Source organism: Kribbella koreensis (assembly GCF_039525325.1).
Lineage (GTDB): Bacteria > Actinomycetota > Actinomycetes > Propionibacteriales > Kribbellaceae > Kribbella > Kribbella koreensis.
The window spans coordinates 34,411-50,453 of record NZ_BAAAHK010000018.1; the positions used below are offsets into that span (position 1 = coordinate 34,411).

Annotated in this window: 14 protein-coding genes and 1 pseudogene; 8 read left to right on the forward strand and 7 right to left on the reverse strand. The window is 68.2% G+C overall.

Annotated features, from left to right (window positions below):
• Window positions 1–167 precede the first annotated feature (167 nt).
• Window positions 168–1,283, forward strand: coding sequence for a citrate synthase 2 (locus ABD116_RS33240; RefSeq protein WP_343979616.1), 1,116 nt, complete (start codon window positions 168–170; stop codon window positions 1,281–1,283).
• On the opposite strand, the gene ABD116_RS33245 is transcribed toward ABD116_RS33240, so the two are convergent.
• The gene (locus ABD116_RS33245) at window positions 1,280–2,056 is read right to left on the reverse strand and encodes an AraC family transcriptional regulator (RefSeq protein WP_343979619.1); all 777 of its coding nucleotides are present in this window, start codon (window positions 2,054–2,056) and stop codon (window positions 1,280–1,282) included. The two genes, ABD116_RS33240 and ABD116_RS33245, sit on opposite strands and share 4 nt — an antisense overlap.
• A 90-nt stretch (window positions 2,057–2,146) precedes the next feature.
• Here ABD116_RS33245 and ABD116_RS33250 point away from each other — a divergent pair, with 90 nt between their 5' ends.
• The 3 genes from ABD116_RS33250 to ABD116_RS33260 all read left to right on the forward strand — a co-directional run bounded on the left by ABD116_RS33250 (window position 2,147) and on the right by ABD116_RS33260 (window position 4,745).
• Complete coding sequence (locus ABD116_RS33250; protein WP_343979621.1) at window positions 2,147–2,980, forward strand: phytanoyl-CoA dioxygenase family protein; 834 nt, start codon at window positions 2,147–2,149, stop codon at window positions 2,978–2,980.
• A 103-nt stretch (window positions 2,981–3,083) separates the two neighbouring features.
• Window positions 3,084–4,208, forward strand: coding sequence for a phosphoserine transaminase (gene serC / locus ABD116_RS33255; protein ID WP_425552198.1), 1,125 nt, complete (start codon window positions 3,084–3,086; stop codon window positions 4,206–4,208).
• A gap of 63 nt (window positions 4,209–4,271) precedes the next feature.
• On the forward strand, window positions 4,272–4,745 hold the full coding sequence (locus ABD116_RS33260) for a GNAT family N-acetyltransferase (protein ID WP_343979623.1): 474 nt from the start codon (window positions 4,272–4,274) through the stop codon (window positions 4,743–4,745).
• Here ABD116_RS33260 and ABD116_RS33265 read toward each other — a convergent pair.
• Genes ABD116_RS33265 through ABD116_RS33275 form a run of 3 tightly spaced genes read right to left on the reverse strand, consistent with a single transcriptional unit; the run spans window position 4,742 to window position 7,513 of the window.
• Window positions 4,742–5,815 carry a hypothetical protein gene (locus ABD116_RS33265; RefSeq protein WP_343979625.1) on the reverse strand — a complete coding sequence of 358 codons (1,074 nt, stop codon included), beginning with the start codon at window positions 5,813–5,815 and terminating at the stop codon, window positions 4,742–4,744. The genes ABD116_RS33260 and ABD116_RS33265 overlap by 4 nt on opposite strands.
• Window positions 5,816–5,847: 32 nt before the next feature.
• Window positions 5,848–7,095, reverse strand: a complete 1,248-nt coding sequence (locus ABD116_RS33270; protein ID WP_343979628.1) for a class I SAM-dependent methyltransferase — start codon at window positions 7,093–7,095, stop codon at window positions 5,848–5,850.
• A 52-nt stretch (window positions 7,096–7,147) separates the two neighbouring features.
• Complete coding sequence (locus tag ABD116_RS33275; RefSeq protein WP_343979630.1) at window positions 7,148–7,513, reverse strand: hypothetical protein; 366 nt, start codon at window positions 7,511–7,513, stop codon at window positions 7,148–7,150.
• 156 nt (window positions 7,514–7,669) lie between these two features.
• Here ABD116_RS33275 and ABD116_RS33280 point away from each other — a divergent pair, with 156 nt between their 5' ends.
• Window positions 7,670–8,281 (forward strand): helix-turn-helix domain-containing protein, encoded by a 612-nt coding sequence (locus ABD116_RS33280; protein WP_343979632.1) that lies wholly within the window; start codon window positions 7,670–7,672, stop codon window positions 8,279–8,281.
• Window positions 8,278–9,426: pseudogene (locus ABD116_RS33285) on the forward strand (MFS transporter); the annotation flags it as partial. The gene ABD116_RS33280 and the pseudogene ABD116_RS33285, both read left to right, overlap by 4 nt.
• An 18-nt stretch (window positions 9,427–9,444) precedes the next feature.
• Here the strand turns inward: ABD116_RS33285 and ABD116_RS33290 are convergent.
• The gene (locus ABD116_RS33290; protein ID WP_343979635.1) at window positions 9,445–10,512 is read right to left on the reverse strand and encodes a hypothetical protein; all 1,068 of its coding nucleotides are present in this window, start codon (window positions 10,510–10,512) and stop codon (window positions 9,445–9,447) included.
• Window positions 10,513–10,628: 116 nt separating this feature from the next.
• The gene (locus ABD116_RS33295; RefSeq protein WP_343979638.1) at window positions 10,629–11,966 is read right to left on the reverse strand and encodes an FAD-binding oxidoreductase; all 1,338 of its coding nucleotides are present in this window, start codon (window positions 11,964–11,966) and stop codon (window positions 10,629–10,631) included.
• 218 nt (window positions 11,967–12,184) lie between these two features.
• Between ABD116_RS33295 and ABD116_RS33300 the strand changes: the two genes are divergently transcribed.
• Window positions 12,185–13,294, forward strand: coding sequence for a helix-turn-helix transcriptional regulator (locus ABD116_RS33300; protein ID WP_343979641.1), 1,110 nt, complete (start codon window positions 12,185–12,187; stop codon window positions 13,292–13,294).
• On the opposite strand, the gene ABD116_RS33305 is transcribed toward ABD116_RS33300, so the two are convergent.
• Window positions 13,284–14,909 (reverse strand): DapH/DapD/GlmU-related protein, encoded by a 1,626-nt coding sequence (locus ABD116_RS33305; protein ID WP_343979643.1) that lies wholly within the window; start codon window positions 14,907–14,909, stop codon window positions 13,284–13,286. The two genes, ABD116_RS33300 and ABD116_RS33305, sit on opposite strands and share 11 nt — an antisense overlap.
• A 43-nt stretch (window positions 14,910–14,952) precedes the next feature.
• On the opposite strand from ABD116_RS33305, the gene ABD116_RS33310 reads away from it, so the two are divergent.
• Window positions 14,953–15,990 (forward strand): LacI family DNA-binding transcriptional regulator, encoded by a 1,038-nt coding sequence (locus ABD116_RS33310; RefSeq protein WP_343979647.1) that lies wholly within the window; start codon window positions 14,953–14,955, stop codon window positions 15,988–15,990.
• Window positions 15,991–16,043: the final 53 nt, after the last annotated feature.

Consider the following 16,043-nt stretch of genomic DNA (forward strand, 5'->3'; position numbering starts at 1 on the left):
AGATGGTCGGATCAGTACCAGACCAGTGGGCAGGCTGGTCCGGGCCCAGAGTCTCGCACAGCCGGCGGTTCACGCCGAACCGGTCACAGATCTGTCCGCGCGGTCAGGCGGAGAACTATGCTGCCTGAGCGCCTAGATCCAACAGCCGGACAAGGGAGTCTCAGGGGATGTCAGATCCAAAGGTCGATGTTCAGCACGGTCTCGAGGGTGTGGTCGCTTTCGACACCCAGATCGCGGAGCCGGACAAGGAAGGTTCGGCGCTTCGCTATCGCGGGGTGGACATCGAGGATCTGGTCGGCCGGGTGCCGTTCGAGAACGTCTGGGGCCTGCTCGTCGACGGCGCCTTCACCCCCGGCCTGCCGCCTGCCGAGCCCTTCCCGCTCCCCGTGCACACTGGTGATGTCCGGGTCGACGTCCAGTCCGCCCTGGCGATGCTGGCCCCGGCCTGGGGTCTGCGCCAGCTCTACGACATCGATGACGTGCAGGCGCGCGACGACCTGTCCCGCGCGGCCGTGATGGCGCTGTCGTACGTCGCCCAGGCCGCTCGTGGCATCGGGCAACCGATGGTTCCGCAGCGTGAGGTCGACAAGGCCAGCACGATCACCGAGCGCTTTATGATCCGCTGGCGTGGCGAGCCCGATCCCAAGCACGTCAAGGCAGTCGACGCGTACTGGACGTCTGCCGCCGAGCACGGCATGAACGCCTCCACCTTCACCGCCCGGGTGATCGCCTCCACCGGTGCCGACGTCGCCGCGGCCCTGTCGGGTGCTGTCGGCGCGATGTCCGGACCGCTGCACGGTGGCGCTCCTGCTCGGGTACTGACGATGATCGAGGGCGTCGAGAAGAGTGGCGACGCCCGCTCGTACGTGAAGGGTCTGCTGGACGCCGGCGAGCGCCTGATGGGCTTCGGCCACCGCGTGTACCGGGCCGAGGACCCCCGCGCGCGGGTACTTCGCCGTACGGCGCAAGAGCTGGACGCACCCCGCTACGAGGTGGCCCAGGCACTGGAGCAGGCTGCCCTGTCCGAGCTGCGCGAGCGCCGCCCGGACCGGGTCCTCGAGACCAACGTCGAGTTCTGGGCCGCGATCGTGCTCGACTTCGCCGAGGTCCCGCCGCCCATGTTCACCTCCATGTTCACCTGCGCCCGCACTGCCGGCTGGAGCGCCCACGTGCTCGAGCAGAAGCGCACGGGCCGCCTGATCCGTCCCTCTGCCATCTACTCGGGCCCTGCCTCCCGCCCGGCGACGGAGATCGAGGGCTGGAACGAGAAGTGGGCCCTCTAGCGGGTCTGGCTCGGTGAGCTGCCGGTGCGGAACTTGTATTGGCGGCTGAAGTAAGCGACGTCGGTGTAGCCGAGCGCGGCAGCAACCTGGGTGACTGTCATGGCAGTCTCCGTCAGGAGCTGGTGCGCTCGCTCCACCCTGGCCTGGATCAGGTACTGCGCGGGTGAGGTGCCGTGCTGGGCGACGAATCTCCGGGTGAACTGGGCTCTGGAGAGCAGCGCCTGGGCGGCCATCTCCGCGACGCTCCAGTCCCGGCTGGGGTCTTGCCTGATCGCCTGCGCGACCTCCTGGACGGCAGTGTCGGTCGCGCTGGGCTGAGGACTGTGTGCCGCGTCCCAGATCAGTCCGAGTAACTGCTCCAGGCATAGCTCGGCCTGCCGTCGCCCTAGCGGATCACCCCGCCTGTACGCCGTATCGCTGCTCCGCGCGAGTGCCCCGAGCAGCACCCGGTCCTGCACCTCAGCCCACCGCGTCGCCGGTACTACGCCCTGCGGGTCCACGGCGAAATGCATCCCGAACACCAGCAACCGCCGCCGCGGATCGTGGCTGGCGGTAGGCGCATCCCCTGGCGCGAACACCGCGCAGACGCCCGGTCCCAGCTCTCGAGTGCGGCCGTTGAGCTCCAGCCGGCCAATGCCGTCGAGGACACACCAGAGCAGGTGATCATGTTGCGGCGGCGACACCCACGACCAGGACGGCTCGCATCGCCAGAAGGTCGGCGGCGAGTGGAGTTCTAGGGCGACCGGTTTGGCGAGGACGGGGGAATGCGTCAAAAGGTCAACTCCTTGCGTGGATCATCCGTCGCTGCAGGGGTTGTGGATGAGGAGAATCTTCCTGTCAGCCTAGTGCGTGAGGAGCCAGCGGTGAGCGTTTCGTACAAGCAGGAGTTCGACACGGCGGGGTACACGCTGGTGCGCGGGTTGTTCGCGACGGACGAGGTGGAGCGGTTGCGGGACCACTACATGGAGTTGCGCGGGCGGGGGTCCTACCCGGGCGATGTGGTCGGCGTACAGGCTGGCAGCCGGGATCCGTTGCGTCGGTATCCGCGGATGGCGCAGATGCATCGGTGGGACGAGTTGTCGCTGCAGTGGCTCATCGACCAGCGGCTGGACGAGGTGATGACGGGGTTGCTCGGGCGGTCGCCTTACGCAGTACAGACGATGATCTACTTCAAGCCGCCGGGGTCGCGGGGGCAGGCGTTGCACCAGGACAACTTCTATCTGAAGGCCGAGCCGGGCACTTGCGTGGCGGCCTGGATGGCGCTCGACACGGTCGATGTGGAGAACGGGTGCCTGGAGGTCGTACCGGGCAGCCACCGGTGGCCGATCCTCTGCACCGAGAAGGCTGACACCAAGGTGAGCTTCACCGACGTCACTGTCCCGCTGCCGTCGCAGGAGGCGGCAGTACCGGTTGAGATGGCTCCTGGTGACGTGCTGTTCTTCCACGGCGCTCTGGTCCACGGCAGCGCGCCCAATGTCAGCAGTGACCGCTTCCGGCGCGCACTGATCGGCCACTACATCCAGGGCGAGGCCGCCCAGGTCGCCGAGTACTACCACCCGGCACTGCGGATGGACGGTTCGCCGCTGGAGCTGGGGATTGCCGAGGGCGGCGGCGCCTGCGGTGAGTGGGTGCCCGGCGAGGACGGGCCGGTCGCCGTGATGACCGGGCAGGAGAAGGTCACCCGCAAGCACGAATAGCTCAGTTGAGACCCGCGGCCAACGGCGTGGGGAGATGTGGAAGACTGTGAAGTGCTGACAGCGTCGTCGGCAGGATTCAGCCAGACGACGAAGGGAACCGCTGGTGACCAGCGACATCGTGATCCCCGCAGAGCTCAAGCCCGTCGACGGCCGGTTCGGTGCCGGTCCGTCCAAGGTGCGCCCGGAGGCCGTGGCGGCCCTTGCCACCGAAGGGGCCAAGCTGCTCGGCACCTCGCACCGTCAGGCCCCGGTGAAGAACCTGGTGGCCCGCGTCCAGCAGGGTGTCTCCGACCTCTTCCAGCTGCCCGACGGCTACCAGGTCGTGCTCGGCAACGGCGGCTCGACCGCGTTCTGGGACATCGCGACCTTCGGCCTGATCCGGGAGAAGAGCCAGCACCTGAGCTTCGGCGAGTTCTCGTCCAAGTTCGCCAAGGCCGCCCAGCTCGCGCCGCACCTGGGCGACCCCACCGTGATCAAGGCCGACCCGGGCACCCGCCCGGCCGCGGTCGCCGAGGCCGGCGTGGACCTGTACGCCTGGCCGCACAACGAGACCTCCACCGGCGTGATGGCGCCGATCAAGCGGGTCGAGGGCGCTGACGAGGGCGCGCTGGTCGCGATCGACGCCACCTCCGGCGCCGGTGGTCTGCCGGTCGACATCAACGAGGTCGACGTCTACTACTTCGCGCCGCAGAAGTGCTTCGCCTCCGACGGCGGCCTGTGGATCGCGCTGATGTCGCCGGCCGCGCTGGCCCGGGTCGAGGAGATCACCGCCTCCGGCCGCTGGATCCCCGCGTTCCTGGACCTGGCGACGGCGGTCGACAACTCCAGCAAGAACCAGACGTACAACACCCCGTCGCTGTCCACGCTGTTCCTGATGGCCGAGCAGACCGACTGGATCAACAGCCAGGGCGGCCTGGAGTGGAGCGTCGGCCGCACCACCGACTCCAGCAACCGGCTCTACACCTGGGCTGAGAAGTCCGAGTACGCCACCCCGTACGTCGAGGACGCCGACGCCCGCTCGCTGGTGATCGGCACCATCGACCTGGACGACTCGATCGACGCCGCGGCCGTCGCCAAGGTGCTGCGCGCCAACGGCATCGTCGACACCGAGCCCTACCGCAAGCTCGGCCGCAACCAACTCCGGGTCGCGATGTTCCCGGCCGTCGACCCCGACGACGTCGAAAAGCTCACCCAGGCCATCGACTACACCGTCGAGAAGCTCCGCTGACCTGATCGCCCTCGACCGGCCGCCGCTCCCGCACGGGACGGCGGCCGGTTGCTTTGATGGGGTATGACCTCGATCCGTCCCGCCGTCGCGGCTGACTCACCGGCCGTGACCGCCCTCGCGATCGCCGCCTTCGAGCGGTACACCGAACGAATCGGCCGCCCCGCCATGCCGATGACGCTGGACTACGCCACCGCAATAGCCGACCACAAGGTCTGGCTGGCCGAGGCTGAGCGCACGCCCGCCCCTGGCGACGGCTTGCTCGGGTTCGTGTTGCTCGAAGAGCAGGCGGATGCGCTGCTGCTCGACGTCATTGCGGTGTCTCCAGAGGCCCAGGGACAGGGGGTGGGTAGCACTCTGCTGGCCTTCGTTGAGGAGCAGGCCCAGATTCGCGGATACTCGCGGATCGTGCTCTACACGCACGAGAAGATGACCGAGAATCTCGCCTACTACCCACGCCACGGCTACACCGAGACCCATCGCGAGGAACAGCACGGCCATCGCCGGGTGCACTTCGCGAAAACGATTGGATCCGGCTAGGCGTTGGAGCGGCGGCGGCCGTGGGGGTTGGGGGGTGGCTGGCCGGTGAGGCGGGCGTTCTCGGCCATTCGGTCGAGGCGTTCGCGGCGGCCGGCGGGGAACGTGATGAACGTGATGATGAGCGCCAGCAGGGCAGCGCCGACGACGATCCAGCGCAGGCTGTGGCTCTTCTTCGGCTCGGTTGAGCTGCTGTTCGCGGCCGGCTTCGGCGTTGCCGCCGGGTTCGTGGACGCCGGCGGTTTTGCGGCGGTCTTCTTGGCCGGCGCGGCCATCTCGTAGACCGGCGAGTTCTTGCCCTCGCTACCGACCAGAATGTCGCTGCCGGTCGGCCCCACCGCGACCGACTCCCCCTGCGCGACCGGCGTGGCTGACCGCGCGACCAGCGTCGGCGTATCGCCCCAAGCCACGGTCGCGACGTCAAGGTAGGTCCGCAGTACGACCGTCTTGCCGTCCGGCATGAAGGTGCCGTCGGTCACGCCGTACTCCGAGGCGGGCGCGTCGGCGTACTCGGTCAGCTTGTTGGTGCCCTCGCGGGACGCGTCCTCGGGCGCGGCGTAGATCGTGCCCGCCTTCTTCTTGACCTTGGTGACGAAGAACAGCCGCTTGCTGGCCGGCTCGATCAGCAGCGTCTCGGCGTCGTGCGCACCGTCGGGGTAGGTGAAGTCGTAGCGGTGGAACCTGACGTTCTCCTCGTCCTCGAGCTGGTTCGGCTCGGGGATCGTGTAGACCTCGATCATGTCCCGGTTGCGGTTGTTGTCGCCGATGTCGGCGATGTAGATGGTGCCGTCGGTGTCGACCGCGATCGCCTCGACGTCCTTGACCGGCGCCTTGAACTTGAGCTGGACCCGGACCTTGCCGGTCTTGTCGACGCCGAACACCCGGGCGGTGTCGCCGGAGTCGTTCACCGTCCACCAGATGCCCTCGTAGCGCGAGCTCTTCGCCAGCCCGGACGACTCGTCCACCCGGGAGTCGTCGATCGTGAACAGCTTCTTCGGCGCCCCGGGAGTCGGATCGGCCGCATCGGCGGCACCGACCGGGATCGCGGCCCCGGCCAGACTCAGCAGAGCCACGGCAGTCAGGGTCAGGGCATTGCGCAGCAAGCTCAAAGCACCGCCTCGCGGTCGGGGGCGAGCACCAGTGTCGCGAGATGTGGCGTGACCTGCCACTCCGCGGTCAGCGTGTCGTACTCCGCGCGCACCTCCGGGCCGGCCGCCGCGCCTGTCCGGGCAGCACGGAGCAGCAGGTTGCGCGGCGTGTGCTCACTGTCCACGAACTGCACCACCTCTACCCGGTAGCCGACTTGTCGGAGCACCGCCGCCCGGAGTGAATCCGTCAGGACGTCGGCGAACCGCTCCCGAACGATGCCATATCTGGTGAGAAGCGCATAAGGCGCCGGTGGTTCGACGCTCTTGAGTTGTTTTTGGATGTCGTGGTGGCAGCAAGGCGCCGCGAGGATCAGCGGCGCCTCCCAGCCGACCGCCCGGGCCAGCGCGTCGTCGGTCGCGGTGTCGCAGGCGTGCAGCGCGAGCACGACGTCCGGCGGCGTGTCGAGCTGGGCGTCCGCGATGGTCGCGTCCACGAACTCCAGGTGGTCCTGCCAGCCCAGCGCGGTGACGCGCTGGGTGTTGCGCTTGCGGGCGGCCGGGTTGTGATCGATGCCGGTCATCCGCACGTCATGCCCGGCATCGGTCAGCAGGTGGTACGCCGCGAGCGTCAGGTACGCACTCCCGCAGCCGAGATCGACCACCTGCAACGGCCGCCCGGTCTTGATCCGGCCCGCGGACACCGCGTCCTCCAGGGCCGGCAGCAGCAGCTTGCAGAACTCCTCGATCTGCTTGTACTTCGCCTGCCGCGACGGCTTCACCCGGCCGAGATGGTCGCTGATCCCCAACTCGACCAGGAACGGCGCGGCAGGATCGAGCAGCCGGTGCTTCGCCCGGTCGTGCGAGGTCTCCTGCTCGTGCTGCTCGGCCTGCCGGTGCAGCAGCGACCGGCCCTTCTTGGTGTAGCGCAGCCGGAGTGTCTCGGAGGTCGTCTCGACATGCCAGTTTCCGTACGGAAGCCCCAGCAGCTCGTCCACGACCTTGCTCGCACCGTCGGCGTCCGCATTGCGGGTGTGCGCCTGCCGCTCGTCGAACTCGGTCACCTGGAGCCGCCGGACCCCCTTGAGGTCCACATACCGCAACTCCACCCGCTGGTACTTGGGCGCGTCCGCCCCACGCCGCCGCCCAGATCCGACCGCCCGCACCAACGCCCCCGGCTCCAGCAAAGCCTCCCGAACCGCGGCACGCGCGACAGACTCCTCGCCCGCGTCGCCGGCACGCTCAATCGCTTCCTGGTCAGCCTGCATCGCGCCATTGTCGCCGACCGCTCCGCGAGATCACAAAAGGGTCTCGCCTCGACTACACCAACTTGCCGTCCTCAGGGAGCAGGTTGAGCGCCTTCAGCCTCGTCTCGATGCCGCCGGGTTGGCGCCCCAGGGCGGTTACCAAAGCCTCCTTGCCGGCGCCGTCCTGGAACATCTGGGTGAGCAACTCCTCCTGCTCCGCGGTCCAGAGCCGGAACGCGTTGGGGTACGTCTTGCGGGCCTCCTCCACGCGGCGGCCGTAGGAGCGGCCTGCCGGCAACTCCAGGGCTCTGATCCGGAGCAGGCGGTGCCGGCCGACCTCCTCGCCATCGCGCCAGAAGACGACCACGCCGTCGTCGAATGTCATCAGGTCGGACGGGACGTCGCAGTAGTCGGCGTCCTCGAGCATCACCCGGACCATGTGTCTTCTCCTTCGTGTCGAAACGGGTTCTCACCAGAGAAGATGCCGCGATCCGGGCCCGCTCCGACGACGGATTTCAGCCCTGTGGACAACCAATCGCACAATCAGTTTGCAAAATCTCTTTGCAAACACATTTTGCAGTCCTACTCTGAACCCATGACCGACGACCAGCACGAGACCGAGCAGCACGCGACCGAGCAGCAGGCAGGCCACCCGGTCGTCGAGCTGGCCGGCGCCGCGCTGCGAGCCCTCTCGCACCCGATGCGCAACCGGATGCTCGGCCTGCTCCGGCTGTACGGCCCCGCCACCGCCACCACGCTCGCCAACCGCCTAGGCGTCAACACCGGCGCCACCAGCTACCACCTCCGCCAACTGGCCGAGGCCGGCCTGGTGCTGGAGGACGACAGCCGCGGCAACGCCCGCGACCGCTGGTGGAAGGCGGCTCACCTGGGCACGTCGTTCGACACCGGCGCCCTGCTCGAGAGCGAGCCCGAGCTCACGATGGGCTTCCTGCACGGCATCGGCCAGCTCTACGCGGAGAACCTGTTCCGCGCGATCGACGAGCTGCAGACCCAGTCACCCGAGTGGGTCGAGGCCAGCCTGATCTCCGACTACCTGTTCCAGCTCAGCCCGGCCGGACTCAAGTCGATGATGACCGAGATCCAGGCCGTCTTCGAGAAGTACAGCACCGACCTCACCCAGCCCCTGCCCGACGGCACCGAGCAGGTCACCGTCCAGATCCAGGCCTTCCCCCGGGAGACCCGATGACAACCGCCGGTACGCCGAACCGCGCGCCCCTCATCTCGTTCCTGGTCGCCAACGTCGTCTCGATCTGCGGCACCAGGGTGAGCGCGATCGCCATCCCCTGGTTCGTACTGATCAGCACCGGCTCCCCCACCAAGACAGGCCTGGTCTCACTCGCGGAGATGCTCCCCCTGGTGCTCAGCAAGGCCTTCGGCGGCCCGCTGATCGACCGGATCGGCCCCCGCCGGATCAGCATCGTCGCCGATGCCGGCAGCATGCTGGTGGTCGCGCTGATCCCTCTCCTCCACACGATCAACGCACTGAACTTCGCGACCCTCCTGGTCCTCGTGGGCATCGCCGGCGCACTCCGCGGCCCGGGCGACGCCGCCAAGGGAACGCTCGTCCCCGAGATCGCCGAGGCCGCCCGAGTACCGCTCGAGCGGGTGACCGGCCTCGAGAGCACCACGGAACGCCTAGCCGGCTTCCTGGCGTTCGGCCTGGCCGGCGGCCTGATCGCCGTACTGGGCGAGGTCAACGCGCTCTGGATCGACGCTGCCTCCTTCGGCTTCTGCGCCGTCCTGTTCGTCATCTGGGCCCCTCGCCGCCACAGGACCATCGCAAAAGAGCAGGAGGAAGGCAGCTATACCCAGCGCCTTCGCGAGGGCTGGACCTTCCTGCGCAAGGACAGGCTGATGATGCCGCTGGTCCTGATGATCGCTCTCACCAACCTGCTGGACGCAGCCGTAGTAGCAGTGATGATCCCGGTCTGGATGCGCACACACGGCTACGGCCCGGGCCAGACGGGCATGGTGCTGACCGCCTTCTTCATCACCGCCACCGCGTTCGCCCTGGTCGCAGCCGGCATCGGCGAGCGCATACCCCGCCGGACCGCGTTCATCCTCAGCTTCCTGATCTGCGGCGCTCCGCGCTTCGTAGTCCTGGCCTTGGACGTACCCCTGTGGGTCGTACTGGTGACCTATGCCGTCGGCGGTGTGGGTGGCGGCTTCATCAACCCAGTACTCGGGGCACTGTTCATCGAGCGGGTACCGCGGCCGATGCTGGGCCGGGTCAATTCATTGGCCGAGGCCGTCGGCTGGGCAGGCGTCCCGCTGGGCGGCGTACTGGCCGGAGCGACCATTGCCGGTATCGGGCTGACCCCGACCTTCCTGGTCGCCGGTGGGCTCTACCTACTCGCCACCATCGCCCCGGTCCTCTTCGGCCGCAACGAGAACTGGGGCGGCCGCTCGCCGCAGCCGCTCGGCCTCAGCACCGAGCAAGCCGAGCAGGACGAGGTCGAGCGTCATCCCACCGACCGCGGCGAACTGCGTACCAGCGAACTGGAACACCTGAGTCACTAGCAGCGACACCAGTACTGCGAGCTCGAACAGCCGCACAGCACGCACCCGATCGCGAGCCCGCAACCGGAACCCGCCCCGGATCGTGAAGGTTGCCGACAGCAAGCTCCCGGCAGCCACCCCGACCACCGGAAAGTCCGTCAGCAACCGCCCGTCACCCAACCGGAGCCCTGCCGCGATAACAGGAGCACCGAGCGCCTGCAGCGTCAGCACGAAGACCGCCACCGCAGGCGCCAGCGGATGGGTCGCCAGCCGGTCGAATCCCCGGTGCAGCTTCTTCCAGGCGGCGTCGATCGGCGCAGCGAGCTCCACCTCGTCAGGCGGACAAGCAGCCAGCAGCGCACGAGTCTGCGGCCGCCCGACGACCTCCGGCCCGACCGCCCTCAACTGCGCGGACGCCTGCGCCCGCCGACGCCGGGACAGTCCACCGGCGACTCCCTCGACCGTGTTGTCGACCACATTGGCCAACTGCTCCCGCTCGTCGATCGGCCGCCGGTTGCTGACGTACCTGGAGCCCAGCACGATCAGCACGAAGATGACGTACACGATCGCCGCGGTGGGTTGGTAGAAGTAGTTGTTGTCCGAGGTGATGAACTTGCCGACCTCGTCGATGAACAGGCCGAAGCCGACCCCGCCCACCAGCGCGGCTGCGGGCCGGACCACCGGGCCGATGTATGCGAGCAGCAGGTAGATCGCCAGCAGCATCAGCAGCCCACCGGGCAGGACGTGCGCGATGTGCAGGCCCTTGCCGCCGATCTGCGGGTAGCCGCTCAGCCCCAGGATCAGGCGGGTGATCAGAACCGTCGAGACCCCCGACACCACAAAGGTGGTCAGGTGCTCCCCGGTCCGCACGTTGCGGACCAAACCAGCTCGGAGCAGGTACGACGACCTGGTAGTCATTTCACCAGCGCCGCGATCACCACGATCGCGACCAGCGCCGCTAGTACGACAGAGGTGACGAGCCGTCGGGTCCGGGGGTCCACCGGCTCAGGTTAGTGGACCCCCTCCCGACCAGGTCAGGCCAGTGGGTAGTTACCGACCAATACGCCCAGCGGATCGACCCTCTGCTTGATCTCCCGGAGCCTGGCGTGGTCCGGCTCGCTGATCACGTCCTGCAGCGTCCCCTCGGTCGGCAGCATCGACGGGACCGAGTCCCCCGCGTGCCAGGGGGCCACTGCGTCCTTCAGCGCCAGCAGGGCCTGCGACGCCGGCTGCTCCAGCTCAGGTACCGGCAGGATCGCCAGCGCACTGAACGAGTACTTCGCAGCTGGGTCTGCGGCCGCCACCCCCTCGTGGGCCACCTCCTGGCTCGCCCGCAAGTGCCTGAGCTGCACCTGGAAGATCAGGGACGGCTGCGCGGCATGCTTCAGCAGTACTCCGATCAGCTCAGGAGTGAGCTCGTCGAAGGTCGCTGTCTGGATGGTGAAGGGCGTCGGCTCCACCGGCTCCTGGGTGATCTCCCCGATCGAACCAGGCGTCTGCGGACCGACTGAGTCGACTACCGCAGTACCGGCCGACCGGATCGGGGCCAGGGCTGCGTCGAGCGCGGCCGGGTCGAACGGGGTGAGCGCGTCGATCATGCAGAACGACTGGCCACGGATGGGCTCAGGCATGAACGGCGCATCCGGGAAGTGGGTCAGGTACGCCCACAGGGTGACCTGGCCGGCCGCTGACTCGGTTGCCTCCTGGTACGCCGTCAGTACCGCCTCGGCCTGATGGATCGGGAACATGAGCCGGCCACCGGTGAGCTCCGGCGCCAGGAACAGCTCCACCTCGACCGAGGTGACGACGGCGAAGTTGCCGCCGCCACCGCGGAGCGCCCACATCAGGTCCGGCTCGGTGGAGTCATCGATCCACCGTCGGGAACCCGAGGCGTCGACGATCTCTGCCGCCCGCAAGCTAGCGGCCCCCGAGCCGTAAGGGCGGGAGAGCCAGGAGAGACCGCCGCTGGTGCAGAAGCCGACCACCGAGACGTTCCCGGTCGAGCCGAGCAGCCCAGTGAGGCCGGTACCGTCCAGAGCCGACTGCAGAGCACCCCACCGCACCCCTGCTCCGACCCGGGCGATCCTGGCGTGGGAGTCGACCCAGATGTCGTCCAGCGCGTTGGTACGCACGACGATGGTCTGGTCGAGGGATTTGGTCGCGCCATGCCCACCGGCCTGGGCCGCGACCTTCAGGCCATGGGCGGCGGCGTACGCCACGGTGTGCTCGACATCGCTCGGCCCAGCCGCCTCGACGACCGCCAACGGCCGCTGGTCGACCGTGAGGTTCCAGGCCGTCCGTACAGACTCCCAATCCACGTCCTCGGGTGTAACCACCCGGCCGGTCAGCACTTCACGCAGTGATTCGATCATGCCGAGAAGCCTCGCCACCGGCGGAACCGAGCGCTATCCCAGGTTTCTGGGGTTCTGGTTGCCACAGGCATCTGCCCATACTTGGTTCAAGGACGCCGGTACGCGCCGGCGGCTACGCGGGTGGGGGTGGCGGGGGAAATGATGAGCAGGTTGTCGGTCATGGGTACGACGATCGTCGCTGCGGCGGCGGGCCGGTATCCCAGTAATCTGGGGATCTGGTGAAGACCTACCACGCGGAGTCGGCGCGGGCCGGGCTGGAAGCGGCTGCCCGGGCAGGGCTTTCCTGGGAGGACTTCTCGTTCGCCGCGGTCGAGTTGCTCGAAAGGGCAATCCCGTTCGACTCGATCTGTATCGGGCTCACGGATCCGGCGACGCATCTGATCACCGGGCGGGTGATGGTCGATCTGGAGCACTCCGACGAGGCCCTGTTCGTCCAGTACGAGTACGAGGTGCCGGACTTCAACCACTTCGCCGACCTGGCCCGTCGCGATGTCGCGGTCGGCATCCTCGACGAAGCGACCAACGGCAACCGGCTGCACAGCCCCCGGCAGCGCGACTACCTGCCCACGCTCGGCCTGGAGCACGAGTTGAGGGGTGTAGTCCGCAGTGACGAGCGAATGTGGGGCGTCTGCACCTTGTACCGCGCTGTCGGCCGGGTGGGCTTCTCCCCGGCCGAGGCCCAGTTCATGCACCGGATCGAGACCACGATGGCATTGGGCCTCCGGCGCGGACTGATCTCGGCCAACCTCGAGCAGACCAGGCGGGACACGTCGTCGGCGGCGGTAGTGATCTTCGACGGCGCCAACGAGGTCATCTCGGCCAGCGACACCGCGGAGGAGCGAATCGCTGAACTCGGCGGGGACCTGTGGGGCAGGCTGCCGTCGACGATCACCACTGTCGTGTCGGCTGCCCGCGCGGCTGCGGCTGGGTCCGCGAACTACCTGCCGCACCTGCGTCTGCGCAGCAGGTCTGGTGAGTGGCTCGCGCTGCACGGTACGCCGGTCCGCGACCGCAACGGCCTCACCACCCAGATTGCCGTGACGATCGAGGCCGCCGGCGCGGCCAAGGTCATTCCACTCGTCGTCGAGGCGTACGGCCTGACCGATCGCGAACGTGACGTCGTCCAGCACGTGCTGCTCGGCGACAGTACGAACCAGATCGCCGCTGCCCTGCACCTGTCGCCCTACACCGTCCAGGACCACCTCAAGGTCATCTTCGAGAAGGTAGGCGTCTCCAGCCGCCGCGAACTCTCCTCCCGGATCTTCTTCAGCCAGTACGCCGGCCGCCTCGGCGGCACCCTGCACGCCGACGGCTGGTTCAACGACTGAGAGTGATGAGCGGTTCGGGGCGGTGTACGCCGCGGGGGTGGTAGCCGAGTGCGTCGGAGAAGCCGAGGTAGTCGGTGAGGAGCCAGATGATCGCGAGCCACATCTCGGTGCCTTGCAGGCCGGGGATCGCGCGGTTGTCGGTGGCGTCCGGGGCGAAGGCGAAACCTTCGTCGTCGATCCAGCGGTCCAGGATTTCGGCCAGTATCTGCTCGGCCCATCGGCGTCCGTCCGGGCGGCCGTGGTCGGTCTGCTTACCGGCTAGCCAGAGTGGGTGGATGACGTCGAGGACGTTGCAGGCGTTGAACTCGACTCGCTGGTCTTGCGAGTGGGCCAGCAGGGTGCGGATCGCCTGTTCGGGGTAGGGCAAGGGGAGGCCGTACTGCGCGTAGGTGCCGCGTGTGAGGCGATAGAAACCGTTGACGACCTGCAGCCAGCCGTCGTCGGGGTGAGGTTGGCCCCACATACCGGTCGCTGGGTCGGCGTTGGTCGTCAGCCAGCCCATCAGCGGGTAGAGCATGGTGGAATCGCTGTGGTCCTTGAGGTTCCGGGCGATCGCCGTACCGACGGAGTCGATGGCCGCGCCCGCACTCCACGCGTTCCTTGCCCACGGCAACCCGTCGAGACGGTCGATCTCGAAGTCCACTGCGATTGGATGCTCGAAGCAACTACCAAGCAGTTGCAGGGCGTACCCGACGCAGAGCACGTGATAGCTCCCGGGACCATCCAGCACAGACACCTCGGCCGCGCGCAACCGGCTGATGAGCTCAGCCGTCGAGTGGCCGGCCGGTGCACGTCGAAGGAGCAGATCGGCGATCTCGATGGCATCGCACCAAGGTCGGACAGCAGCCTCACCGCCAGGCTGATCCACAAACTTCTCACCATCAAAACACCTTGCCAGCAAGGCATCCGCCTGCGCCCGGGCCTTGCCGGCAAAGCCGGCGGCGAGCTCAGCAAGCCGCGCCTGCGGCGCGGCGGGGGCGCGGGTGGGGGCGGGGCCCGAGACAGTGGGCGCGGTGGGAGTGGGCGCGGTGGGGGTGGCGGGCTTTGGGTCGCGGCGGTCGCGGAGTTTGCGGGCTGGGTTTCCTGCGACGATCGACCAGGCTTCGACGTTCTTGGTCACTACTGCGCCGGCGCCGATGATGCTGTGGGGGCCGATCGTCACGCCGTCGAGGATTATCGCGTTCGAGCCGATCCAGACGTCGTCGCCGACGGTGATGCCGAGGGAGGTGTGGGGTTGGGTGTAGATGGGGCGGTCGGGGGCGGTGCCGTGGTTGAAGGCGAGCAGGGAGGTGTGGGCGCCGATTCTGACGCCGTCGCCGAGGACGACCTTGCCGCGGACCGCGGTGAACGGGTTGATGGTGGTGTCGGCGCCGATCAGGACGGAGCCGGTGACGTAGGCGTGGGCGGCGATGTAGGACCGCGCCCCCATCCGCAGTTCCTCACAGAACACCGCGGCACTCTCCGCGACATAAGCATCGGCGGCCAGTGAGACCGAGCCCGTCAGCGCACGGCACCGCGCAGCCTGCCGTTCACGCTCGGCAAGGGACGCGCCGGCGTACTCCCAGGGGAGGAAATCCAGGCGGAGAGCGGCGGAGGTCATACCGGACGAGGTCATGGGATAACGCTATCCAGAAATTCGCGCTGCTAACGTTCCGCCCATGCAAGGCGGCAGCAGTGGGGGGCAGCGCAGTCAGCGCGTCACGATCAGCGACCTCGCGCGCCGGCTCGACATCTCCAAGGCGTCGGTCTCGTACGCGCTGAACGGCCGCTCCGGCGTCAGCGAGGAGACCCGGCAACGCGTGCTCAGCCTCGCCGCCGAGCTCGGCTTCCACCCGAACTCCGCCGCCGTCGCCCTGTCCGCGAGCCGCACCAGGACGATCGGCATCGTGATCGCCCGCGACCCGGCGCTGATCTCGACCGAGGCGTTCTACATGCGCACGCTGGTCGGCATCGAGCAGTACCTGAACGAGGTCGACTCCTCGCTCCTGCTCCGGCTGACCGGCGAGCAGGGCCAGGATCTCGACGTACTCCGCCGCTGGAGCCGGCAGGGCCGCGTCGACGGGTTCATCCTGTTCGACGAGCACAACGACGATCCCCGGATCCCGCTGCTCAAGGAGCTCGGCGTCCCCTGCGTCGTGGTCAGCTCCAACGCACCCGACGACGGCGTCGGCCGGCTGATCAGCTCGCCGGAGCAGACCGTGCGACTCCTGGTCGGCCACCTGGAAGAGCTTGGCCACAAGGAGATCGCGCACGTCAGCGGCCCCTTCACCTTCGTGCACGAGCAACTGCGGGTGAAGCTCCTCAAGGAGCACGCCGAGGCGCGCGGCATCCGGGTCACCCATCTCGAAGGCAACTACCAGTACGCCGACGGCGCCGCGCTGACCCGCAAGCTCCTGAAGAGCAAGAAGCGCCCGACCGCGCTCGTCCTGGGCAACGACCTGATGGCCGTCGCCGCTCTCCGGGTCGCCGTCGAGCTCGGTACCGCAGTACCGGACGAGCTCTCGATCATCGCCTGGGACGACTCGCCGCTGTGCGAGCTCGCACTGCCGGGCATCACCGCCGTGGACCAGCAGACGATGGAGCGCGGCCGGATGGCGGCCGATCTGCTCTTCCGGATCGCGGCCGGCGAGTCGGGGCTGCATTGGGAAACGCCTTCTGGGGTACTACGCGTGCGGGACTCGACGGCGCCGGCCTGAAAACCCAGCCTGAAAAGTCACGGTGAAGTAACGAAACCGGGTCAACTGAACCG